General features: G+C 71.2%; 21 protein-coding genes and 1 tRNA gene. 3 read left to right on the plus strand and 19 right to left on the minus strand.

Features of this window, described 5'->3' with window-relative positions:
* Window positions 1-49 precede the first annotated feature (49 nt).
* From tatC to N7E59_RS00740, 12 genes are all read right to left on the minus strand, one after another.
* Window positions 50-817 (minus strand): twin-arginine translocase subunit TatC, encoded by a 768-nt coding sequence (gene tatC, locus N7E59_RS00685; RefSeq protein ID WP_261622985.1) that lies wholly within the window; start codon window positions 815-817, stop codon window positions 50-52.
* A 101-nt stretch (window positions 818-918) separates the two neighbouring features.
* Window positions 919-1,209 carry a twin-arginine translocase TatA/TatE family subunit gene (locus N7E59_RS00690; protein WP_261622986.1) on the minus strand — a complete coding sequence of 97 codons (291 nt, stop codon included), beginning with the start codon at window positions 1,207-1,209 and terminating at the stop codon, window positions 919-921.
* Entirely contained in the window at window positions 1,206-3,422 is a 2,217-nt protein-coding gene (locus N7E59_RS00695; protein WP_261622987.1) for a helix-turn-helix transcriptional regulator, read from the minus strand. The genes N7E59_RS00690 and N7E59_RS00695 overlap by 4 nt, the downstream gene beginning before the upstream one ends.
* Before the next feature lie 8 nt (window positions 3,423-3,430).
* Window positions 3,431-3,835, minus strand: a complete 405-nt coding sequence (locus N7E59_RS00700; RefSeq protein ID WP_261622988.1) for an FKBP-type peptidyl-prolyl cis-trans isomerase — start codon at window positions 3,833-3,835, stop codon at window positions 3,431-3,433.
* 15 nt (window positions 3,836-3,850) lie between these two features.
* The gene (locus N7E59_RS00705; RefSeq protein WP_261622989.1) at window positions 3,851-4,960 is read right to left on the minus strand and encodes an FKBP-type peptidyl-prolyl cis-trans isomerase; all 1,110 of its coding nucleotides are present in this window, start codon (window positions 4,958-4,960) and stop codon (window positions 3,851-3,853) included.
* Window positions 4,961-5,081: 121 nt separating this feature from the next.
* Entirely contained in the window at window positions 5,082-6,599 is a 1,518-nt protein-coding gene (pafA, locus tag N7E59_RS00710; RefSeq protein WP_261622990.1) for a Pup--protein ligase, read from the minus strand.
* A 4-nt stretch (window positions 6,600-6,603) separates the two neighbouring features.
* The gene (locus N7E59_RS00715) at window positions 6,604-6,807 is read right to left on the minus strand and encodes a ubiquitin-like protein Pup (protein ID WP_261622991.1); all 204 of its coding nucleotides are present in this window, start codon (window positions 6,805-6,807) and stop codon (window positions 6,604-6,606) included.
* Between the two features lie 14 nt (window positions 6,808-6,821).
* On the minus strand, window positions 6,822-8,534 hold the full coding sequence (gene dop, locus N7E59_RS00720) for a depupylase/deamidase Dop (protein WP_261622992.1): 1,713 nt from the start codon (window positions 8,532-8,534) through the stop codon (window positions 6,822-6,824).
* Window positions 8,531-10,261, minus strand: a complete 1,731-nt coding sequence (gene arc / locus N7E59_RS00725; RefSeq protein ID WP_261622993.1) for a proteasome ATPase — start codon at window positions 10,259-10,261, stop codon at window positions 8,531-8,533. Before arc ends, dop begins: the two co-directional genes overlap by 4 nt.
* Window positions 10,251-11,297 (minus strand): tRNA (adenine-N1)-methyltransferase, encoded by a 1,047-nt coding sequence (locus N7E59_RS00730; RefSeq protein ID WP_261622994.1) that lies wholly within the window; start codon window positions 11,295-11,297, stop codon window positions 10,251-10,253. Before N7E59_RS00730 ends, arc begins: the two co-directional genes overlap by 11 nt.
* Before the next feature lie 152 nt (window positions 11,298-11,449).
* Window positions 11,450-12,253: a site-2 protease family protein gene (locus tag N7E59_RS00735; protein ID WP_261622995.1), complete on the minus strand. Its 804-nt coding sequence runs from the start codon at window positions 12,251-12,253 to the stop codon at window positions 11,450-11,452.
* Entirely contained in the window at window positions 12,250-12,921 is a 672-nt protein-coding gene (locus N7E59_RS00740; protein ID WP_261622996.1) for an HAD family hydrolase, read from the minus strand. The genes N7E59_RS00735 and N7E59_RS00740 overlap by 4 nt, the downstream gene beginning before the upstream one ends.
* A 64-nt stretch (window positions 12,922-12,985) precedes the next feature.
* Between N7E59_RS00740 and N7E59_RS00745 the strand changes: the two genes are divergently transcribed.
* Window positions 12,986-13,933 carry a PAC2 family protein gene (locus N7E59_RS00745; protein ID WP_261622997.1) on the plus strand — a complete coding sequence of 316 codons (948 nt, stop codon included), beginning with the start codon at window positions 12,986-12,988 and terminating at the stop codon, window positions 13,931-13,933.
* An 80-nt stretch (window positions 13,934-14,013) separates the two neighbouring features.
* Here N7E59_RS00745 and mshC read toward each other — a convergent pair whose 3' ends face one another.
* From mshC to N7E59_RS00760, 3 genes are read right to left on the minus strand one after another with little or no spacing between them, the layout of a single operon-like run.
* On the minus strand, window positions 14,014-15,309 hold the full coding sequence (gene mshC / locus N7E59_RS00750; RefSeq protein WP_261622998.1) for a cysteine--1-D-myo-inosityl 2-amino-2-deoxy-alpha-D-glucopyranoside ligase: 1,296 nt from the start codon (window positions 15,307-15,309) through the stop codon (window positions 14,014-14,016).
* A 51-nt stretch (window positions 15,310-15,360) separates the two neighbouring features.
* Window positions 15,361-16,188, minus strand: coding sequence for an undecaprenyl-diphosphate phosphatase (locus N7E59_RS00755; protein ID WP_261622999.1), 828 nt, complete (start codon window positions 16,186-16,188; stop codon window positions 15,361-15,363).
* A gap of 23 nt (window positions 16,189-16,211) precedes the next feature.
* Window positions 16,212-16,523: a primosomal protein gene (locus N7E59_RS00760; protein ID WP_261623000.1), complete on the minus strand. Its 312-nt coding sequence runs from the start codon at window positions 16,521-16,523 to the stop codon at window positions 16,212-16,214.
* 98 nt (window positions 16,524-16,621) lie between these two features.
* On the opposite strand from N7E59_RS00760, the gene N7E59_RS00765 reads away from it, so the two are divergent.
* Window positions 16,622-16,840: a DUF5703 family protein gene (locus tag N7E59_RS00765; RefSeq protein ID WP_261623279.1), complete on the plus strand. Its 219-nt coding sequence runs from the start codon at window positions 16,622-16,624 to the stop codon at window positions 16,838-16,840.
* A 47-nt stretch (window positions 16,841-16,887) separates the two neighbouring features.
* Here the strand turns inward: N7E59_RS00765 and N7E59_RS00770 are convergent, their stop codons facing one another.
* Window positions 16,888-18,060, minus strand: a complete 1,173-nt coding sequence (locus N7E59_RS00770) for an acyl-CoA dehydrogenase family protein (protein WP_261623001.1) — start codon at window positions 18,058-18,060, stop codon at window positions 16,888-16,890.
* A 33-nt stretch (window positions 18,061-18,093) separates the two neighbouring features.
* Entirely contained in the window at window positions 18,094-19,422 is a 1,329-nt protein-coding gene (locus N7E59_RS00775) for a M20/M25/M40 family metallo-hydrolase (RefSeq protein ID WP_261623002.1), read from the minus strand.
* Between the two features lie 230 nt (window positions 19,423-19,652).
* Here N7E59_RS00775 and N7E59_RS00780 point away from each other — a divergent pair.
* Window positions 19,653-19,738 (plus strand) — tRNA-Leu (locus N7E59_RS00780).
* A 78-nt stretch (window positions 19,739-19,816) separates the two neighbouring features.
* Here the strand turns inward: N7E59_RS00780 and N7E59_RS00785 are convergent.
* Entirely contained in the window at window positions 19,817-20,362 is a 546-nt protein-coding gene (locus tag N7E59_RS00785; protein ID WP_261623003.1) for a hypothetical protein, read from the minus strand.
* Entirely contained in the window at window positions 20,359-21,423 is a 1,065-nt protein-coding gene (locus N7E59_RS00790; protein WP_261623004.1) for a lipoate--protein ligase family protein, read from the minus strand. Before N7E59_RS00790 ends, N7E59_RS00785 begins: the two co-directional genes overlap by 4 nt.
* Window positions 21,424-21,552 lie beyond the last annotated feature (129 nt).

The following is a 21,552-nucleotide window of genomic DNA, read 5'->3' on the forward strand; positions in this document are numbered from 1 at the left end:
CCCCCGGCCCTCCCCGGGAGCGGCGGACGAGGCCCGGAATCCGGCGCGGTCAGCGTCGGATGAGGGCCTCGTTCTCCTCCTCCCGGCGACGCTCGCGCTTGGCGCGACGCCGGTCGTTGAGCAGGCAGATCCCGATGGCGAGCGCGAACAGCAGGGTGAGCGGACCCATGATGAAGAACATCGTCATGGCCTCGCCGCCGGGTGCCGCCAGCGCGGAGACGATCGCGATGAACATGACGGTCCCCCGCCAGCTCTTCAGCACGCGCCGGCCGGTGATGAGTCCCATCATGTTCACCCCCACCAGCACCACGGGGATGATCATGGCGACCCCGAAGGCCAGCGCGAAGTTCAGCACGAAGGTGAAGTACACGTCCGGGGCGATGATGTTGTCGGTGCCCTCGGGATTGAGGCTGAAGAGGAACCGGACGGCCCGCGGGAGGACGACGTAGGCGAGCACCACCCCGCCGACGAACAGCGGCACGGCGGCGGCGATGAAGCCGATCGCGTAGCGCTTCTCCGTCTTGCGCAGCCCCGGCATGATGAAGGCCCACAGCTGGTAGAGCCAGACCGGCGAGGACACGACGATCCCCACGAAGATGGAGATGCGGATCATCAGGTCCAGCGGCTGACCGATGGTGTTGAAGGCGATCGCGGTGTTCCGGTCTCCGCCGACGTCGCCGTAGCGCAGCACGGGCTCGGTGATGAGCTGGAAGAGCTCGTCGTAGAACAGGAAGCCCACGACGGCGCCGGCGACGATGCCGATCGCGGCGACGATGAACCGATTGCGCAGCTCACGGATGTGCGCGCGCAGAGGCATATTGCCTTCGGGATCCCGCCTTCTGCGGCGACGGCGTCGTCCAGCGGGGAGCGGAGGACGTTCCTCTGAGGTGCCGGCGGTGTGGGGGGCGGACATCAGCCTCAGCTGTGCCGGCGGTGCCGCTCAGCCTCTGTGGGCTCCGCCGGCTCCGGCTGCTCACCGTCGACCACCGGACCCTCGACGGTCCGCCCGCGTCGAGGCTCCTCAGCCTCGGTGTCGTGCTCCCGGCCCTCGGTGCCGCGCTCGTCGTCCTCGTTGAGGGAGCGCACCTCCGACTTGAAGATGCGCATCGACTGGCCCACCGACTTCGCCAGGCCCGGCAGCTTGGGCGCACCGAAGAGCAGCAGGATCAGCAGGGCAACGATGGCGAGCTGCCAACCGGTGATGTTCATGGCGCGGTCCTTTCGTCTTCGTCCTCCAGCATACGGGACGACTCCGGGTCCTCGGCGAGCCGGCGCAGTCCGCGGTCGATGCGCCGTGTCAGCGACTCGACGGCCTCGGGAGGCGCGAGCAGCGCGACGTCGCCGTCGGCCTCGATCACCAGTCGCTCCAGGGCTCGGCGGGACGGAAGCCGCAGCTCGGCGAACAGCCCGGAGCCCTCGGACTCGGCCGCGGCCGCAGGATCCCAGCACAGGACCTCGGCGACGGCGGCGGGGGCGGCCCACACCACGGCCCGCAGGGCGCCGTCGCCCGGCGCGCGCGGCGGGCGCGGGACGGAGTCGGCCAGTCGTGCCGCCTCGGAGCCGATCGGATCGTCCGGCCGGGGCTCTGCGTCCAGGATGCGACTGAGCCGGAAGTGCCTCTCGGCCCGGGACGAGCGGCACCAGGCCTGCAGGTAGCTCCGGTCCGCGTCATGGATCAGACGGACCGGCTCCACCACGCGGGTGCTGCGCCGGTCGCTGCGGTCCTCGTAGCGCAGCTCCACCGCATGCCCCGATCCGGCGGCCGCCGTGAGCATCGCGCGCAGCTCCGGATCGCCCTCCGTGCGCCACGCGACGCTGAGCGAGTCGGCCGCCTCGGCCAGAGGCCGGGGGACGATCTCCCGCACCTTCCGTCTCAGCCTCAGCGCGGCGGAGTCTCGGTGCTCGGCGGAGGCGAGGAGCCCCTCGAGTCCGATGAGCAGGGAGAGTGCGCCCGGCGCTGTCAGGCGCAGCGGACGCGCCATCGCACCACGCATCTGGCCGGCCGGCAGACGGATGCTGACGGTGGGGTCCGTCGCCAGCATCTGCTCGGTGAACTCCGTACGGCTGAGCGGGATCTCGGGGTCGAGGTCGATGAAGTCACCGAAGCGGTCGGAGTCGAAGCTGCCGGCCTGCTGCAGGGAGAGCAGATCACGGTGGAGCTGCCGCGGCGTGACGTCGAACCGCGCCAGAAGGGCGGACAGCTCCGTACCGCCGGTCGCCTCGAGGTGGGCGGCCATGTTGAGCAGTCGGGCGATCTTGTCCGGGGCGGAGTCGCCGCGCCGCTGCGGACGGCGCCGCGGCAGCGGATCCGGTGCCGCCGGCGCCGCGGCCTGCGCCGTCGCCACCGCCCGCAGCCGCCGCAGGACCAGGGCCCTCAGCCGCGGATCCGGAGGCTCGCGGAGCGCCTCGAGGTGTCGGCACACCGTGCTGACGAACTGTTCGTCGAGTCGTGTCGTCAGGCGCAGCCGCACGCGCCCCTCGGTCTCCTCCGACGCCTCGGCCGAGGACGCCGCGGCACGCAGAGTCTCCGCCGCGTCGGAGGACACCGCCAGCTCCGTCGTGATCGGATCACGGAGGCTCCCCAGAGCGTCGAGGCGCTCCTCGACGGCGGCCTCGTCGAGGGGGACCTCGGGGATCCCGGAGGTCTGAGGCGGCTCCGGCAGGGGACGCATCTCTCCGACGATCCGGTCCAGACGGAAGGTCCTCGGCTCCCCGCGGTCGAGGTCGTGGGCCACCAGGTACCAGTGGCCGCGCAGCCCCCACCCGGCCAGGATGACTCGGCGACGGGCGGGAGCCCGGGCTCCGCGCGGCGCGTAGTCGAAGGTGACCGCGGCACCTGCCCCCCGCTCGAGCAGCGTCTGGAGCAGCTCGAGGTCACGGTCCCGTCCCAGACCCGTCCGGTGGGAGCGCACAGGCGCGGTGAGGACGTCGGCGACCCCGTGCCCGCCTCCAGCACGTCCGGCGTCGACCAGGGCGCCGGCCACCTCCCGGATGCTCTGCTGTGCGCGGCTGTCCGACCACAGCAGCGTGACGCGGCGCAGGACCTCGGCCTCGTCGTCGGAGAGGTCCAGGACGGGCAGTCCGTAGGTCGCCGGGTCGATGACGTAGCGGTGCTGCCGGTCTCCGCGGCCCCTGCCGGAAGAGCCGGAGGGGAGGTGCTCGGCGATCTCGACGCCGTTGAGGCGCAGGTAGCGCTTGTCACGGCTGAACATCTGCTCGAAGGCCGACCCCGAGGCGTCGGCCTGCTCCCGGTAGAGGTCCACCCGGGAGAGGATCTCCGCCTTGGTCAGCCCCACCGGTGCGGAGTCGAGCAGAGTGGCGGCCAGGGACAGTGCTCGGCTGACTCCGAGATCGGCCGAGACGTCCTGGATCGGGTCCTCAGAGTCCTCTGGGGGGTTCTCCGGGACCGCCTCGCCGCCCATGCGGATCCTCAGCCGGCCCTGCGCACGCCGACCAGGTCCACCACGAAGATCAGGGTCTCCCCCGGACCGATGGCCTCACCTGCGCCCTGGTCTCCGTAGGCGAGGTGCGGCGGGATCTCGAAGCGGCGCCGTGCGCCCTCCTGCATCCCGATGAGCCCCTGGTCCCATCCGGAGATGACCTGTCCCACTCCGGCGGTGAAGTCGAGGGGCTGTCCGCGGTTCCAGGAGGCGTCGAACTCCTCGCCGGTGGACCAGCTGACCCCGACGTAGTGGCAGGACACGCCGTCTCCGGGCGCCACGGCGGGGCCCGATCCGGCGATCAGCTCCTCGACGACGAGCTCCTCCGGCGGAGTCTCGCCGGGGAAGTCGACCTCGGGGCGGCTGCGGTCATATGTGCGCTGTCCGAAGGACATGGTGGTGCCTTCCTCTCACTCGTCGTTCTCATCGGCGTCGGCGGAGTCGCCGCCGCCCTGCTCCTCCTCGAGCTGCTCCTGGAGCTCCTCGAGCTGCTCGAGCTCCTCCTCGCTGAGGTCGGACTCGTCGGGCGCCTGCTCCGGGCCCTCCTCCGGCTGCCCCTCGCCCTCGGGCTGCTCCGGGACGTCGACGGCGGCGACGATGTCCACGACGAAGATCAGCGTCTCGTCCTGCAGCTCGTTGCCCTCGCTGTCGCCGTAGGCCTCCTCGGGCGGGATCACCAGCACGACGCGGTCACCGACGCTCTTCCCCTCCAGTCCGGAGGTCCACCCGTCGATGACCTGGTCGAGCATGAACGGGGTGGGCTGACCGACGTCGTCGCGCTCGGCGTCGCCCTCCTCGCCCTGGGCCTCCTGCTGGCCGATCGGCCATGAGGAGTCGAAGACCTCACCGTCGGACCAGCGCCACCCGGTGTACTGCACCGCCAGCTGGTCGTCGGTCTGCACCTCGTCGCCCTCACCTTCGATGATGACCTCGGAGACGGTGTCCTCGGGAGCGTCCTCGTCCTCTCCGGGCGCCTCCTCGAGGTCCGGCGCCTCACCCTCGACGGAGTCGATCGCCGGGAGGTCGCCGCTCTGCTCGACCTCCTCACCCTGGGCGTAGGCCGGGATCTGTCCGTCGATGCGCAGCACGATGAGCGACTCGGGCGACATGGCCTCCTCGTCCGCCGGCTCGTAGAGGGCCACCTCGCCGCCGACTCCCAGGTCGGACTCGGTGAGGGCGTCGAAGATGAACTCGTTCTGCTCCCGGATGGTCGGCAGATGGAGGAGCGAGGGTTGGCCGGCGGTGAAGGTCTCGTCCTGGACCTCGCCGCTCTCGGGGTCCACCATCGCCGAGGAGACCTCGAGGATCTGGTCGGGGTCGACGTCGTCCCCGTCGCCGTCGCTGATGACTCGGGAGGACTCCTCCTCGGCCTCGACCGGGCTGTTGAGCAGGACCTCGGGTGCACCCTCCTCGGTGTAGTGGACCTCCATGCCTTCGAGGGCGTCGGTGTCTCCGAGGCCGTCCGCACCGCATCCGGTGAGCACCAGCAGGGCGGGGGCGGACAGGGCGAGATGCTTCATGCGCACAGGGAGGACCTCCGGTGGGGACGGCTGGTGAGCCTCGTGATGAGCCTCGGACGTATCGGCCTCGACTGTACCGGCTCCGGCTGGGCCTCTGCTGGGCGCCGCGCGGCCCGGCCGCTCAGATCACCGGCGGCGGGGGGACGGATCCGGCCGTGACCTCGTAGCGTTCGCTCAGGGCCGGCGGCACGGGCTGGTCGAGACGTTCGGCGACCGTGAGTTCGCGCAGCACGGCCTCGCGGTCGCCGAGGGTGTCCAGCAGCGCCTCAGCCCGGAACGATTCGGTCTCGAACGGATCCTTGAGCATGATGGCCTCCAGCGGGCGGTCCACCAGCTTGTGGTGCACCCAGTCCACCGCGTGGCCGGCGCCGAACGCCCGGGCGGTGGAGAGGAAGCGGCCGCGGACCGCGGCGCGGGTGCCCGTCGGCGGGTTCAGCACCGCCGCGTCGATCCGCTCATCGCTCAGCAGGCTCTGGGAACGGCCCCGTCGGACCAGCATGTGGTGCAGTCCGCGGTCGGGTCGGATGTCGTGGTAGGCCATGTCGATCTGCCCCAGCCGCGGGTCCCCGAGTCCGAGGTCGCCGCGGCTCGCCACATCGTCGATCAGGCGACGTTTGATCGCCCAGTCGATCTCCGTGTCGACGGCGGAGTGGTCCCCCGAGGCGACCGCCTCGACGGTGCGGCCCCAGAGTTCGAGCACCTGCTCGAGGTGGTCGTGGTGGGCGCCCTCCCGGTCGACGAACCGTCGCGCCCGCTCGAGCAGGCCCGACTGGACGTCGACGGCGGTCAGCTCCCGGCCGTCGCGGGTCTGCACCGTCGCGGCGCCGGTGATGTCGTGGGAGATCGCACGGATCGCACGGATCGGATTCTGCAGCTCGAAGTCGCCCAGGGGCACCCCCGATTCGATCATCCGCAGGATCAGGTCCGTGGACCCGTAGCGCAGCAGCTGCGTCGTCTCGGACATGTTGGAGTCGCCGACGATGACGTGCAGCCGACGGTGGGCCGACGCGTCGGCATGCGGCTCGTCACGGGTGTTGATGATCGGGCGGGCACGGGTCGTGGCCGAGGAGACGCCTTCCCACATGTGGTCGGCGCGCTGGGAGAAGGCGTAGTGGGGACCGAGCTCGCGGCCGGCCTCCTCCGCCTCGGTGACCACTCGACCGGCTCCGCAGAGGATCTGCCGGGTCACCAGGAAGGGCAGCAGGATCGTCGAGAGACGACGGAAGTGGGTGGTCCGCGGGATGAGGTAGTTCTCATGGGACCCGTAGGAGTTCCCCTGGGAGTCCACATTGTTCTTCAGCAGGTAGACCGTCCCGTCCAGGCCGTCGGCGGCCATGGCCTGCTCGGCTCGCCGAGCGAGGTCGTCCATGATCCGCTCCCCGGCCCGGTCGGCGGCGATCAGCTCCAGCAGGTCGGCGCACTCGGCCGTCGCGTACTCCGGGTGGGAGCCCACGTCGAGGTAGAGGCGCGATCCGTTGGGGATGAACACGTTGGAGCTGCGCCCCCAGTCGACCACGGGGCGGAAGAGGTAGCGCGCCACCTCGTCGGGCGCCAGACCCCGGCTCGGCGCGCCGTCGACGGCCGTGGCCCGGTGCGCGATGCCGAACTCCGTCTCGACGCCGTAGACCCGACGGTCCATGGGCCTACTGTCCGCCCTTCTGCACGAAGCCGCGTACGAACTCCTCCGCGTTGGACTCAAGGACCGAGTCGATCTCGTCGAGCAGACCGTCCAACTCCTGCGCCTGCTGTGTCGCCTGCACGTTCCCCGCGGCGGGGACGTCCTGGTCGGCACCCTCCTCGTCGCCGGGCCCGTGGGCGCTTCTGCCTCTCTGCGGCTGTGTCGACATGGTGTCTCTCCTCCTCAGTCGGACGGACGGCGGGGCGGGGCCTCCCGCTGGTCGGGCCCCGTCTCGAGGATCTCACGCAGGCCGGCGATCAGCGCACGGGGATCCTCGGCTCGGGTCACCGGGCCCTCGGTCTGGGCGCGGGTGCCGTCGGTGGGTTCGGGAAGCGCGAGCCGGGTGATAGGTGCGTCCGGGTGCGGCCGCAGCAGGATCTGGTCCCAGCTGGCGCCGGCCAGCAGCTCGGGCCGCCGTGCCACCAGGGTCCCGCGCAGCCAGGCCCGGGTCTCCTCCGGCGGATCCTGTGCGGCACGCGCCACCTCCTCATCGGTGAACAGGCGTCGCATGCGCCCGGCACGCACCAGCCGGTGGTACAGACCCTTCTCGGGCCGGACGTCGGCGTACTGGAGGTCGATCATGCCCAGCAGCGGAGCATCCCAGTCCAGGCCGTCCCGACGGCGGTAGGACTCCAGCAGTCCGAGCTTCGCGACCCAGTCGACGCGGTCGGCGGCCGAGGAGACGTCGGCCTCCAGGTCGTCGAGCAGGTTCGACCACGCGGCCAGGACCTCGGCGGTCTCGGTGTCCGGCGCCAGGCCGGGACCCTCCGGACCGGCGGCCTCGTCGGCCCGGGCGCGGGCGGCCTCGAGGTAGAGCCGATGGATCTGGAGGGCCGTGAGCGGGCCGCGGTCGGTGGCCACCCGGGTGCGCAGCGTGGGGTCGTGCGAGACGTCCTTCAGCGCCCGCACCGGGTCGAGCAGCGTCACCTCCGGCGCCGTGCCGGATTCGATGAGGTCGAGCACCAGCGCCGTCGTCCCCACACGCAGCCAGGCCGAGTACTCGCTCATGTTGGCATCGCCGATGATGACGTGGAGCCGTCGGTGCCTGTCGATGTCGGCATGGGGTTCGTCGCGGGTGTTGATGATGGGACGCCGGACGGTCGTCTCCAGCCCGACCTGCTCCTCGAAGAAGTCGGCCCGCTGGGAGATCTGGAACCCGGGGCGGGCGCTCGTCGGGCCGATGCCCACCCGCCCGGCGCCGCAGATCACCTGGCGGACGACGAAGAACGGGATCAGCCCGGCCGTCAGGGCGTCGAAGCTCACCGAACGCGGGACCAGGTAGTTCTCGTGCGCCCCGTAGGAGACGGACTTGGAGTCGGTGTTGTTCTTGTAGAGGAGCAGCTCGGGGCTGCCCTCCTCCCGGGACAGCCGCTGTGCGGCCCGGCGCACGACGAGGTCGCCGGCGACGTCGTAGAGCACGGCCCGGCGGGCTCCGAGGGTCTCCGGGGCGGAGTACTCCGGGTGCGCGTGGTCCACATAGAACCGGGCGCCGTTGGTCAGGACCAGGTTCGTCAGGAGCCGGGGCTGCCCCTCGCGGAGGGTGAAGAAGTCGCCGCGCCACTCGGCGGTGCCGGGCGGATGGAACTCGGGCTCCTCGACGGCGACGTCCGCCGGGGCGGCGTCCGGTCCGGAGACTCCCTCGAGGGCCGAGGCCGAGTCGGTGAGCTGGCTGGGGTGGGCCGCCGAACGCGGCAGCACCCACCCGCGGGCGTCCACCAGCGGCGACTCCGACCGGTAGTCCCATTCGGCGCCGGCCACCGTGCCGCCGTCCTCGGTGACCGCGGCCGCGTAGGCGTTGACCAGCTCGATGGACAGGGCGACGTGGCTCGCCCGGGGATTGGCCGGCGCGTGGATGCCGTATTCGGTCTCCATGCCGATCAGGCGGCGCACGCTCATGCCCCGCCCTCCTGCCGGGCCAGGTGCTCCACCGAGACCACGGGAGCCGCCGAGGCGCCGATCACCCGGGCCCACTCCTGGGGGTCCGCGGTATTGACCAGATCCTCCTGGTCCCGCATCTCCTCCTCCACGGCGGCCCGCACATGGGCGACGGTCACACCCTTATGGGCCGGGTCCTCCCCCGAGGCCAGGAAGTCCTTGATGGCGGTCTTCTTCGCCCGGTCCACCACGTTGGAGAGCACCGCACCGGAGACGAAGTCCGAGGCGCGGAACTGCGTGGTCGACCCGTCGGCGTGGCGAAGCCGCAGCCGCGCCCGGCCGTCCCTGGGGAAGACGGCGTCGACGGCGGCGTCGACCAGCATCCGCCGCGCCTGGTCACGGCCCTCGGCGGCGACGTCCGCATCCCGCAGGGGGAGGTCCTGGCCGAGATGGATGCCGAGGATCTCCCGGGCCCCCTCGGACCCGGGACGCTGGACCCGGATCTTCACGTCGAGGCGTCCGGGCCGCAGGATGGCCGGATCGATCATGTCCTCCCGGTTCGAGGCGCCGATGACGATCACGTTGTCCAGCGACTCGACGCCGTCGATCTCGGCCAGCAGCTGCGGCACGATGGTGGTCTCCACGTCGGAGGACACCCCCGATCCTCGGGTGCGGAACAGCGCCTCCATCTCGTCGAAGAAGACGACGACCGGGTGGCCGGCGGTGGCACGCTCCCGGGCGTGGGAGAAGATGAGCCGGATGTGCCGCTCCGTCTCCCCCACGTACTTGTTCAGCAGCTCGGGACCCTTGATGTTGAGGAAGAAGCTGCGCGGACCCACGGCGCCTCCCTCCCCTGCGCGCTCGGTGCGGCGGGACTCGAGGGACGCGGCCACCGCCTTGGCGATCATGGTCTTGCCGCAGCCGGGCGGACCGTAGAGCAGGATGCCCTTCGGCGCGCGCAGACCGTGCTCGCGGTAGAGGTCCGCGTGCAGGAAGGGCAGTTCGACGGCGTCGCGGATCTGCTCGATCTGACCGGAGAGCCCGCCGATGTCGGCGTAGGAGACGTCAGGAGTCTCCTCCAGGACGACGTCGTCGACCTCGGAGAGTCGGATCACCTCGGTCGCCGTACCGGTGCGCAGGTCCACCGTGACCGCGTCACCGATCCTGACGGGGCGGCCGGTCCCCTCCGCGGTTCCGGAGAGCCGCACGAGCCGTTCGTCCTCCCCGCGGGTGAGCACGAGCAGGCGTTCGTCGTCGAGCACCTCCCGCACCCGGGCGATCTCCCCGGTGCGGTCCGACCCCAGGGCCGCGACCACTGTGAGGTTCTCGTTGAGCAGGACCTCGGTGCCGGCGTGCAGGTGTTCGACGTCGAGCAGCGGCGAGACGCTGACGCGCATCTTCCGTCCGGAGTGGAGGATGTCGACCCCCGCGGCGGCCGCGGCCTCGATCTCACGCCCGTCGACGGGATCATGCCCGGGCCGATATCCGATCACGGTGCCGAACGTGAACGGCGCCTGCCCGTCGGCGTGCAACGCCGCCCGCAGCTCGGTCATCTCTCCGCGGGTCACCTCGAGGAGCTCGGCCATCCGCCGGTTGTTGCGGCCGGCGGTGCTCAACTGCCGCTCCAGGTCTCGGGCACGGCTGCGCAGCGAGTCGACCTGACCCTCGGAGCGCCGCAGCCGGCGGCGGAGGTCGTCGGTCTCGGGAGTCTCCGGGCGGTCCGGAGTCACCGGCGGCTCATCGGTCATCAGAGCCCTCCTCCTCGTCGGCCTGATCCTGTGCTCCGGTCACCGGCGCGGCGGCCCGGGCGTCCTCGGCCATCCGGTGTGCATGGGCCGCGGCCTTTCGTGCCTTGCGGCCGGTCACACCACGGGTCTTGAGCGCCTCCTCGCTCCAGGCGTCCTCATCCCGAGGCAGCCAGGCGGCCATGTCCTCCTCGGTGACGTCGGACTGCTTCTCCCGGCGGCGCAGCTGCAGGGGCGTCTGGTCGTCGGCGAGTCGGCGTGCCGACAGGAGGAAGCCGGTGTGGGCGACCATCCGATGGTCCGGCCGGACGGCCAGGCCGTCGAGGTGCCAGGTCCTCAGCATGGTCTCGTGTGCCTCGGGCTCGGTGAACCGGCCCGAGGCGCGGATGGCCTCGGCCAGTCGGGAGAGCTGGGTGACGGTGGCGACGTAGCTGACCCAGACTCCGCCGGGCACCAGGGCGTGGGCGACGGCGTCCAGGCACTCCCAGGGGGCCAGCATGTCCAGCACGACTCGGTCCGTCGCGCCGGTCTCCTCGATCTCGGGCGCCCGCTCCTGCAGGTCCCCGACGACGACGTCCCACCCCGGGTGGGGCTGTCCGAAGAACGCCTCCACGTTGCCGCGGGCGATGTCGGCGAAGTCCTCCCGCCGTTCGTACGAGCGCAGCGACCCCCGGTCACCCACCGCACGCAGCAGCGACAGCGACAGGGCTCCGGAGCCGACGCCGGCCTCGATGACGCGCGCGCCGGGGAACACGTCGGCCACCTGCACGATCTGAGCCGAGTCCTTGGGATAGACGACCGTCGCGCCGCGGGGCATGGACAGGACATAGTCGTTGAGCAGAGGCCTCAGGACCTGGTACTCCACCCCGGCCTCATTGGCCACCACGACACCCTCGTGCTGACCGAGCATCAGGTCGTGCCGCAGGACGCCCTTGTGCGTGTGCCACTCCCCGCCATCGCGCAGCGTGATGGTGCTGAGCCTGCCTCGTCGGTCCGTGAGCTGCACCCTCTGCCCCGGACGCAGCGGTCCGCGCCGCATGTGGACTCCGATCGGCTCGGAGTCCGCCGATCCGGATCGGTCTGTCGGTTCGCTGGGCGCCACCGGGCCTCGCTCTCTGCCTCGCCGCGCCGGAATGCACCGGCCTCGGAATGGATCGGGGGTCTCGGCCGCACGGGCCTCAGGGTCCGAGCCTATCGCTGTCGGTCGGCATCCTCACGATGTGTCAGCCTCCGGCGGGCGCCGCGCACGGCCTCGCCGGCGCCCTGCCAGAGGACGAAGGCCATCATCACCGCCAGGACGACCAGCAGCAGGGAGCGTCCGGGGTCGAGCAGGACCCAGATCGCGACGGCGGCCAGCAGCCCAACCACCAGGAGCCGTCCGGCCCATCCGGCCGCGAGGGTGCCCCTGTCCTGGTCCCCGGTGGCGGCCCAGACCGCCGACTCCACGAGCCGTCCGCCGTCCAGCGGCAGGCCGGGCAGAGCGTTGAACCCACCCACGAGCAGGTTGAGCACCACCACGACCCACAGCAGCAGGGCGGCCACCCCGGTGACCGTCTGAAGCTGCAGCACCGCCGCACAGAGGCCGGCGACGGCGAGGTTCGCCGCGGGGCCCGCCATGGCCACGGCCACGGATCTGCCCGGGGTGGCCCCGCGGGCGACGAACTCGGTGTGTCCGCCCCAGATGTTCAGTTCGACGGCCACCGGGGGCCAGCCGAAGGCTGTGGCCGTCAGTGCGTGGGCGGCCTCATGGATGAGGACGGAGAGCAGCAGGGCGGCGGCGTAGCCGAGTGCGACCGCATAGGCCAGCGCGCCGAGCTCGGGGAAGATCCGCGCCACCTGCGGTCCGAAGAGCAGGACCAGGGCCGCGGCCACCAGGAACCAGGAGGGGCGCAGGAGGACCGGTGCTCCTGCGATCCGACCCAGCGTCAGGGCGCCCCGCCGGCGCGCGCCTCCGGCCCGTGGACGCCCCGAGCGTCTCGTCGGTCGACGCCTCATCGGGCGAGCAGCCGCTCCATCGCGGCGACGTCGAGACCCTCGAGGCCGGAGATCAGCTGATACCGGTCCGAGTCCGGCAGCGGCATCCAGTGCGGGACGGCCACCGTCACCAGTCCGGAGTCCGCCGCCGAGGTCACGCCCGGGACGGAGTCCTCGAAGGCCAGGCACCGCTGCGGATCCAGCGGTTCGGGGTGGGTGCGCGCCATCGTCTCGAATGCGGTGAGGTAGGCCTCCGGGTCGGGCTTCCCCCGAGTCACCGTGTCCCCGGTGACCATGAACTCGATCTGACCCGGCGGCAGCGCCTCGACCACCGCCGCGGCGAGGCCGGGTTCGCTCATGGTGACCAGGGCGCAGCGCACACCGGCCCGTTCGAGGGCGTCGAGGGCCGCGCGCCCCCCAGGGCGCCAGGGCATGTCGTTCCGCACACCTGCGGCGACCCGGGTGATGAGGTGGTCGATGATCTCCCGCACCGACAGATCCACCCCGACCTCCTGCATCCGGGCGGCGGTGAAGGGCAGGGCCTGCCCGACGCAGGCCGCGGCGTGTTCGTCGGTCCATCGGGCCCCGTGGGCCTCGACCAGGGCCGTCTCCTCCCGGATCCAGTGCGGTTCGGTGTCGACGAGAGTGCCGTCCATATCCCAGAAGACGGCCTGCAGAGTGCGAGACATGACCCCATCCTAGGAGGTCGGGGGTCGCTTCCCCTGGCCCTGCCCCGGGGCTAGGGTGAGGAACGTGACCGACGAGCACGCCAGCGATCAGACTCCCGAGGACGCCGGCGAAGACGCGCCGGGCCGGACCGAGGAGCCGTCCCGCGCCGCCCGCTTCGCCGCCCATCTGCGCGACGACGAGGTCTCCCCGGAGGTCGAACGGCCGGCAGTCATGGTGATCGCCTTCGAGGGCTGGAACGACGCGGGCGGGGCGGCCTCCTCGGCGGTGCGGGCCCTCGGGACCGCCTTCGGCGCGGAGCTGGTGGGTCGGCTCGAGGACGAGGACTACTACGACTACCAGTTCACCCGGCCGCGGATCCGGAGCACGGACTCGCACCGGGAGATCGTGTGGCCCTCGACCAAGCTCTATCGGGCCTCCGCCGACGGCGCCGAGGTGGATCTGCTGCTGGTCACCGGGGTCGAACCGAGCTTCCGCTGGCAGGCGTTCACCGCCGACATCCTCACCCGGGCCGCCGAGCACGACGTCGCCGGCATCGTGCTGGTCGGCGCTCTGCTGGCCGACGTGCCGCACAGCCGACCCATCCCGGCCTCGCTGTCGGCCCAGGACGCGGCCCTGGCGGACCTCCTGGACGTCGACGAGCCCAGCTACGAGGGTCCCACCGGGATCATCGGAGTGCTGGCGCACACCGCGTACCAGGCCGGCATTCCCGCGGTGTCCCTGTGGGCGGCGGTCCCCCACTACGTGGGCCAGGCCCCCTCCCCGAAGGCCCAGCTGCGCCTGATGCGCGAACTCGAGGATCTGCTCGGGGTCTCCCTCGACGTCGAAGAGGTCGCCGAGGAGGCGCAGGCCTGGGAGCGCGGAGTCGACGAGCTGGCCAAGGAGGACACCGACATCGCCGAGTACGTCCAGCGGCTCGAGGAGGCCACCGACACCTCGGAGCTGCCTCAGGCCAGCGGCGAGGCCATCGCACGGGAGTTCGAACGGTATCTGCGACGGCGCCGTCGCGGATGACTCCCGAGGCGGACCGCTGAGGACCCGCCCTCCCGCCGTGTGGTGGTTCGGGCGTCGTGCGGGCGGAGGCGGTCAGGCAGTCAGGCGGTCAGGTCGACTCCGAGCAGAGCCAGGACCACGGTGCGGACGCGCCGGGCCGAGGTGGTCGTCGCGAGCTCCCCTGCGGCCCACCGATCCACCGTCCGCAGTGCCGCGGGGGCGTCGAGACCGTCGGCGAGGGCGGTCTGGATGCCGCGCTGCAGGTCCTCGGGCTCGTCAGCGGCCCGGTCCTCCTCCTCGGGGGCGCGGGCCAGCGCCTCCTGCCACCGGGCCAGCCGCCGGGTCGCCCGGTCGAGCCGGTCACGGGTGAAGCTCCAGTCGGTGCGGGCGTGCTCGGACAGGATGAGGATCCGCACCGCCCGAGGGTCCGCCCCCTCAGCCAGCAGCCCCGAGACCAGCACCAGATTGCCCTTCGACTTGGACATCTTCTCGCCGTCCAGCCCCACCATGCCGGTGTGGAAGTACACGTCCGCCAGAGGGACGCCGTCGGCCGCAGTCGCATGGGCGGCGGAGAACTCATGGTGTGGGAATCGCAGGTCCGAGCCGCCGCCCTGCACGGCGAAGGGCGCCGGGAGGTGGCGTCTGGCGATCACCGAGCATTCGATGTGCCATCCCGGTCTGCCCCGCCCCAGGCTGCGACCGTCCCAGTGCGGCTCGTCACGGCGCCGGGCGCGCCACAGCAGCGGGTCGAGGGGGTCGCGCTTCCCGGGACGCTCCGGGTCGCCGCCGCGATCCGGGAACAGCCGCTCCATGGTGAGTCGGTCGTATCCGCTCACCGCACCCAGCCGCCAGTCCGTGCCCGTCTCGGCCGCGCCGTCGTCGAAGTACACGTCGTCCGCCTCCGAGGTGCCCTCGGGGAGCTCCTCGGGGTCCGCCGGCACGCGATAGGCCATACCCCGCTCCAGCAGCCGCTCGACGTCCTCGACGACCTGGGGCACCGTCTCCACCGCACCGAGGTAGACCCCGGGCGGGATCACCCCGAGCGCGGCCATGTCCTCGCGGAACAGCTCGGTCTGCTCCTCGGCGAGGTCCCTCCAGTCCACGCCGACGGCCGCGGCACGCTCGATGAGAGGATCGTCGACGTCGGTGACGTTCTGCACGTACTGCACCTCGAGGCCAGTCCCCAACCAGTGCCTGACCAGCACGTCGAAGTGCACGTAGGTGTTGGCGTGGCCCAGGTGGGTCGCGTCGTAGGGAGTGATGCCGCACACGTACAGGGTGCCGCGGCCGGTGCGCACGGGCACCTCTACGACGGCGTCGCGCGCGGTGTCGTGGAGGTGCAGGGACGCGGAGAGCGCGGGGATCTCGGGCACCTCAGGAGGGGTCCACGATCGCACGGCGGTCCTTTCGGGCTCAGGGGCGGGTGACTGCGGTCCGCTCGACCGGGATCACGGGTTGATGATGCCGAGACCGAGCATCACGAAGACGAACAGCCCCAGCAGGATCCGGTAGTTGACGAACAGCGTATAGGTGTTGGTGGAGACGAAGCGCAGGAACCAGCCGATGATCACGTAGGCCACGACGAAGCCGATGAACGTGGCCAGCATGGTCTGACTCATCGTGTACGGGGCGTCGGTCTCACCGATCGCGCCGATCAGCTTGTAGAACCCGGACCCGAAGACGGCGGGGATCGCCAGAAGGAACGAATACCGGGCGGCGGCCTCACGGGTGTACCCCATGAGCAGGCCGGCGGTGATCGTTCCGCCGGAGCGCGAGACTCCGGGGATCAGCGCCATCGCCTGGGCGAAGCCGTAGAGGATGCCGTCCCTGACGGTCAGCTGGTCCAGCGGTCTGCGCTGCCGACCGTACGCGTCGGCCACGCCGAGGAGCACGCCGAACACGATGAGCATGGTCGCCACCAGCCACAGGGTGCGGAAGGTGCTGGTGATGTAGTCCTCGAGCAGCAGGCCCAGCACGACGATCGGTATCGAACCGACGATGATCAGCCAACCCATCCGCGCGTCGGGGTCGCTGCGCGGGACGTGGCCGAACAGCGCGCCGAACCACGCCTTGAGGATGCGGACGATGTCGCGCCAGAAGTAGACCAGCACCGCGGCCTCGGTCCCCAGCTGGGTGATCGCGGTGAACGCCGCTCCGGGGTCCGCCGCACCGGGGAGGAACTCTCCGACGATGCGCAGATGCGCGGAGGATGAGACCGGGAGGAACTCAGTCAGGCCCTGGACCAGGCCGAGGATGATCGCTTCGAACCACTGCACCTGCCTGAGCCTAGGCCATCAGGTCAGCGGTTCAGCTCCGCCTCGCCCAGAGGGTCGGAGTCCTCCTCGGAATCGGCGTCGTCCGCCTCGTCGCCGCCGTCGAAGTCCTCGTCCTCTTCGTCGTCCTCCTCGTCCTCGTCGTAGAGGTCGAGCGGGGTGACCTCGCCGGAGGCCGCGAAGAGGGCGTCCTCATAGGCCTCGAAGGCGTCGGCGACGCCGTAGAACGCGGACTCGACGGCGGGATCCTCGTCGCCGCGACGGGTCATCGCCGCGTTCAGGTGCTCTTCGAGGGCGTTGGTCAGAGACGCGAGCGCGACACGCGGATCGATGTTCATGGGTTCACGGTACCAACGGCTGGGGCGGCGGGTAAGAGGGGCCGGTGCGTTAGGGTGCAGACATGGCTCAGCACGTCTCGGGAGACGGACCGCTCCGCATGGCCCAGCACTACGTCGAGGAGTCCGGTGCGGGCAGCACCTGGGAGTACATGGTGGTCACCTGCCAGCCGCGGGAGTCTCTGGGCGAGGTCCGACGACGACTGATCGACCATGCCGAGTACGGGAAGTGGGAGCTCCGCCGGACCCGCATCTACTCCGGGGGCACGCGGCGATACTGGCTGCGACGCCGGGTCATGAAGGTCCGGGCCACCCTCTGACTGCCGCGCGAGTCCGGGGCGTGGCTCGTCCTCCCGCCGAGAGACGCTCAGGTGAGACGACCCAGCAGCGCATCGGCCACCGTCCGATGCGCCGACTCGTCCTTCGACGGGTGGTGCAGCCCGGCCAGGGCGTCGCGATGTAGCCGACTGAGCTCCGAGCCCCGCCCGTATCCGGCGGCTCCGGCGACGTGCAGTGCAGCCTCGAGCACGCGCCTCGCGGTGCGCGTGGCCTGCGTGCGCAGCGTCACCAGCCGCGGGAACCACTCGGGCCCGTGGTCGGCGCCGGATTCGATCTCGGCGACGAGGCCCCGCAGCTGTGAGTCCAGGGAGAGCTGGTCCATCTTGGCCTCCGCGAGCCGGTACCTCACATCGGGGTCCCGATCGAATGTCTCCCCCGTGGTCAGCGCGGCGCGCCGCGCGGCCTCCTCCGCCCCGAGCTGCAGCGCCCGATCACCCAATCCGGTGTAGACCGAGGCGATGAGGCTGAGGAACGCCGAGAAGATCGAGAAGACCAGCGGATCGGGGTTCGGACCGGTCGGCAGGCGCCTCACGATGCGTCCGGCCGGGATCCGCGCGTCGTCGAGCCGGGTCGCATATGAGTGGGTGGCCCGCATGCCCAGGACGTCCCAGTCTCCGAGGGTCGACCAGCCGCCGGCGTCCCGTGGGAGGAATCCGAAGATGAGCGGGGCGTCGCCGCCTGCGACGTCCTTGCCGAAGATCCCCAGGCGGGTCCAGACGGGGGTCAGCGTGGTGAAGACCTTGGTGCCGGTGAACCGCACGGCACCGTCGCCGTCCGCCCGCGCCTCAGTGGTGGAGTCGAAGAGGACCGCGTCGTTGCCGGGCTCGGAGATCCCGAAGGCGAAGATCTCGCCGACGGCGGTCTCATCGAGCACCTGGTCGAACTCATGGTGGCCGCGGGCGACCATCTGCCCTGCGGCGGCGACCCACACCTGGTGCATGTTCACCGCGAGCGCTGTGGCCGGGGCGTAGGCGGCGAGCAGACGTTGGGCCGCCGAGAGGGTCGGCAGGTTCCAGCCCAGACCGCCCCGCTCCTCCGGCACGTGGGCCCGCAGGTATCCGGCGTCGACGAGGTCGGCCAGATCCTCGTGGCAGAACGCGTTGGCCTCGTCGTAGCCGGCGGCACGGCCTCGGATGCGGGTCAGGAGGTCCTGGGTGAGCACGGCGTCGATCGCCGGGCGATCGATGCTGTCAGGTGTCATGATGCCCTTCCGGTCGGAGACGGATCTGCGGCGTCACTGGGCGGCGAGGAACCTGTGCAGCACACGGACGCCGAACTGCAGGGCCTCGACCGGAACCCGCTCGTCGACCCCGTGGAACATCCCGGTGAAGTCGAGGTCGGCCGGGAGCCGCAGCGGTGCGAATCCGTACCCGGTGACGCCGAGTTTGGCGAGATGCTTGTTGTCGGTCCCGCCGCCGAGCATGTACGGCAGCACCACGGCGTCGGGGTCCTCGTCGCGGAGGGAGGCGACCATCTGTTCCACGAGCGTGCCGGAGAACGGGACCTCCAGGGAGGCTCCGGAGTTCAGCAGCTCGAATCGGATCTTCTCCCCGGCCAGCTCCCGCAGCACCGCGGCGACCTTCTCCTCCTGCTCGGGCAGCGTCCGCGCATCGACCAGCGCCTCGGCGGAGCCGGGGACCACGTTGTGCTTGTATCCGGCCTTCAGCGCAGTGGGGTTGGAGGTGTTCTGCAGGGTGGCGGCGATGAACTTGGAGGCCGATCCGGTGGCTTCGAGCAGCGGCGCCGGATCCTTCTCGTCGAAGGGGATCCCCGTGAGCTCGGAGAGCTGCTCCAGCAGCGCGCGGGTGGTTTTGGTGTACTCCAGGGGCCACTCGTGCTCTCCGATGGCCTGCACCGCGCGGCCCAGGTCGACCACCGGATTGTCGTACTGCACCGCGGAGCCGTGTCCGGCGGTGCCCTCGGCGATGAGGCGGGTCCAGTGGATGCCCTTCTCACCGGTCTGGATGAGGTAGGCGCGGCGACCGGCGACATCGGTGGAGAACCCTCCGACCTCGCTGATCGCCTCGGTGGCGCCGTCGAACACCTCGGGATGGTTCTCCACCATCCAGGACGCGCCGTAGGTGCCGTTGTCCTCCTCGTCGGCGAAGAACGCGAAGATGATGTCGCGCTGCGGTCGGTGCCCCTCGCGGGCGAAGCGCAGCATCACGGCCAGGATCATGGCGTCCATGTCCTTCATGTCCACCGCGCCCCGGCCCCAGATCATGCCGTCACGCAGCTCGGCGGCGAAGGGGTCGACCTGCCAGTCCGCCTCCTGGGCGGGGACGACGTCGAGGTGGCCGTGCACCACCAGGGCGCCCAGGGACGGGTCCGCGCCGCGCATCCGCGCCACGACCGAGGTGCGGCGGTCGGCGGACTCATAGAGGACGGGCTCGAGACCGGCCCGGCGCATGATCTCCGCGCAGTACTCGGCCGCCTCCCGCTCACCGTTGGAGCGCCCCTCACCCCAGTTCTGGGTGTCGATGCGGATCAGGTCGCGACAGAAGTCCACGACCTCCGTCTCCGCCTGCGCGGCCGGGTCGACGGTGCCGTCCGTGCTGCTCATGGAGCCTCCTGGTGCGGTGATCGGTCGGGGCGTTCGCCCGTCCAGCCTATCCCCCGCCCGGCCGCTCCGTCCCGGACGCCTCAGCGTCACATCCATAGCTGACGCACTGCGCGGCATCTCAGCCGGGGGTCCAGGACCCGCATCCGTGATTGGAGCAGGGCGCGACCACCGTGCTACTGTCTACAGGCGTTGCTCAGCGGCCATCTCAGGGGGCCGCGTGCTGACCACCTGCGCGGGTGGCGGAATAGGTAGACGCGCTAGCTTGAGGTGCTAGTCCTCGCATAAGAGGGTAGGGGTTCAAGTCCCCTTCCGCGCACGCACAGAGCCCGTCTGACTAGCATGAACAGGTCAGGCGGGCTCTCGCGCGTCCGGCGACCATGTGTACCAGACCGGCTCAGCGGCCGGGCTCCTCGGAGGGCTCGGAGGACTCGGCGGGCTCGTCCATGAATCCGTAGCCGTAGGCGTGCAGGACGGTCTCGTGCTCGATCGGTGCGGGCGGCCCCGACTCCTCTCGGCGGGCGTCGAACACTGCGGTCCCCAGCGCGGCCGCGGCGCTGAAGAGCATCAAGATCCCGGCGGGGTTGCTGAGGGCCGCCGACGCACCCCGCGCCCCGTCGCCGGCGAGCACGGTGACGACGCTCGCCGCACCGGGCCCGAGGTCGGGAACTGAGGCGCCGAAGATCGCCCCGAACACCCAGGAGGCGGTGAGCAGCGCCAGGGCACGGGTCGAGGGCCGCACCGGCTCGCCGGTGTCGTGACGTCGCCGGCGACCGGGCAGGTGCAGGGTCAGCAGGTAGACGACGATCATGGCCGGCGCGGCGGTGAGGGCGAGGACCACGCTGAGCTGGCCGGCGCTGTCGGTGAGCACGCGGGCGCCCGAGAACCAGATCGGCACCAGGACGGCGGGGAGGAGTCCGAACCGGACGACGACGGCCCTCATGCCACCCGAGAGGTCCATTCGGCGGTGCCGAACTTCTCGTCGACCAGGTGATGCGCCCGCTCGAGTTCGTGTGCGCGCACCGCGGCGACGTCGGCACCGTAGCGGCCGGCGAACACGTCCGCGAAGCTCTCCAGGATCTCCGCACGCGACATCCCGGTCTGTGAGCGCAGCGGGTCCACCCGCTTCACCGCTGAGGCGATCCCCTTGTCGGAGATCTTCTCGCGGCCGATCCGCAGCACCTCGGTCATCTTCTCGGCGTCGATGTCATAGCTCATGGTCACGTGGTGGAGCATGCCTCCGGAGGCCAGCCGCTTCTGGGCCGCACCGCCGATCTTCCCCTGTGCGGAGACGATGTCGTTGAGCGGCCTGTATTCGGCCGCCACGCCGATCCGCTCCAGGGCCTCCATGGCCCAGGAGTCGAGGAAGGGGTAGGAGTCGGCGAAGCTGAGGCCGTCGACCAGGGACTGCGGGAAGCAGAGGGAGTACGTCACGCAGTTGCCGGGCTCCATGAACATGGCCCCGCCGCCGGAGATCCTCCGGACCACCTGCACCTCATGCTCGGCCGCTGATTCCGCATCGACCTCGTTGGCCAGGGACTGGAAGGAGCCGATGACGACGGCCCGCTCATCCCAGTCCCAGAGTCGGAGCAGCGGCGGCCGGCTCCCCCGGCCGACCTCTTCGGTGAGGACCTGGTCGAGGGCCACGTTGACGGCGATGGGCAGGCGGACCGGAGGCAGGACCTCCCACCTGTGGTCCGCCCAGGTGGTGGCATGGCCCAGGGCTCGTCGGACGGCGGAGGCCACGGCGTGCTCGTCGAACCCGATGAGCTGGGCCTCGGCACGCAGGCCGTCACGGATCCGTCGGGCGACCTCATGGTGCGCGGCGTCGACGTCGACGCCGCGCAGCGCGGAGTTGAGGTCCTCCAGGGCCTCGTCAGGCTCGAGGAAGAAGTCGCCGTTGACCGAGACGTCGGTCAGGCGTCGGCCGTCGTGGGACAGGTCGACGACGACGAGCTTGCCGCCGGGGACCTTGTACTCGCCGTGCAGATCAGCTGCGGACATGGGTCCATCCTAGGAGAACGGGCGAAACGCCTGTGGGACCGGCCCTGCGCACGCAGGAGCCCCCGGTCCGGCGCGTCGCAGTCGACGGCGCACGGGACCGGGGGCTCCTGCGGAATGTGCGGGGTGAAG

This window comes from Nesterenkonia marinintestina (assembly GCF_025420485.1).
In the GTDB taxonomy this organism is placed as follows: domain Bacteria; phylum Actinomycetota; class Actinomycetes; order Actinomycetales; family Micrococcaceae; genus Nesterenkonia; species Nesterenkonia marinintestina.

Bases quoted from the DNA above. Each gene is read 5' to 3' on its own strand.
- tatC (WP_261622985.1), bottom strand. From the start codon at position 817: ATGCCTCTGCGCGCGCACATCCGTGAGCTGCGCAATCGGTTCATCGTC.
- N7E59_RS00690 (WP_261622986.1), bottom strand. From the start codon at position 1,209: ATGAACATCACCGGTTGGCAGCTCGCCATCGTTGCCCTGCTGATCCTG.
- N7E59_RS00695 (WP_261622987.1), bottom strand. From the start codon at position 3,422: ATGGGCGGCGAGGCGGTCCCGGAGAACCCCCCAGAGGACTCTGAGGAC.
- N7E59_RS00700 (WP_261622988.1), bottom strand. From the start codon at position 3,835: ATGTCCTTCGGACAGCGCACATATGACCGCAGCCGCCCCGAGGTCGAC.
- N7E59_RS00705 (WP_261622989.1), bottom strand. From the start codon at position 4,960: ATGAAGCATCTCGCCCTGTCCGCCCCCGCCCTGCTGGTGCTCACCGGA.
- pafA (WP_261622990.1), bottom strand. From the start codon at position 6,599: ATGGACCGTCGGGTCTACGGCGTCGAGACGGAGTTCGGCATCGCGCAC.
- N7E59_RS00715 (WP_261622991.1), bottom strand. From the start codon at position 6,807: ATGTCGACACAGCCGCAGAGAGGCAGAAGCGCCCACGGGCCCGGCGAC.
- dop (WP_261622992.1), bottom strand. From the start codon at position 8,534: ATGAGCGTGCGCCGCCTGATCGGCATGGAGACCGAATACGGCATCCAC.
- arc (WP_261622993.1), bottom strand. From the start codon at position 10,261: ATGACCGATGAGCCGCCGGTGACTCCGGACCGCCCGGAGACTCCCGAG.
- N7E59_RS00730 (WP_261622994.1), bottom strand. From the start codon at position 11,297: ATGCGGCGCGGACCGCTGCGTCCGGGGCAGAGGGTGCAGCTCACGGAC.
- N7E59_RS00735 (WP_261622995.1), bottom strand. From the start codon at position 12,253: ATGAGGCGTCGACCGACGAGACGCTCGGGGCGTCCACGGGCCGGAGGC.
- N7E59_RS00740 (WP_261622996.1), bottom strand. From the start codon at position 12,921: ATGTCTCGCACTCTGCAGGCCGTCTTCTGGGATATGGACGGCACTCTC.
- N7E59_RS00760 (WP_261623000.1), bottom strand. From the start codon at position 16,523: ATGAACATCGATCCGCGTGTCGCGCTCGCGTCTCTGACCAACGCCCTC.
- N7E59_RS00765 (WP_261623279.1), top strand. From the start codon at position 16,622: ATGGCCCAGCACTACGTCGAGGAGTCCGGTGCGGGCAGCACCTGGGAG.
- N7E59_RS00770 (WP_261623001.1), bottom strand. From the start codon at position 18,060: ATGACACCTGACAGCATCGATCGCCCGGCGATCGACGCCGTGCTCACC.
- N7E59_RS00775 (WP_261623002.1), bottom strand. From the start codon at position 19,422: ATGAGCAGCACGGACGGCACCGTCGACCCGGCCGCGCAGGCGGAGACG.
- N7E59_RS00785 (WP_261623003.1), bottom strand. From the start codon at position 20,362: ATGAGGGCCGTCGTCGTCCGGTTCGGACTCCTCCCCGCCGTCCTGGTG.
- N7E59_RS00790 (WP_261623004.1), bottom strand. From the start codon at position 21,423: ATGTCCGCAGCTGATCTGCACGGCGAGTACAAGGTCCCCGGCGGCAAG.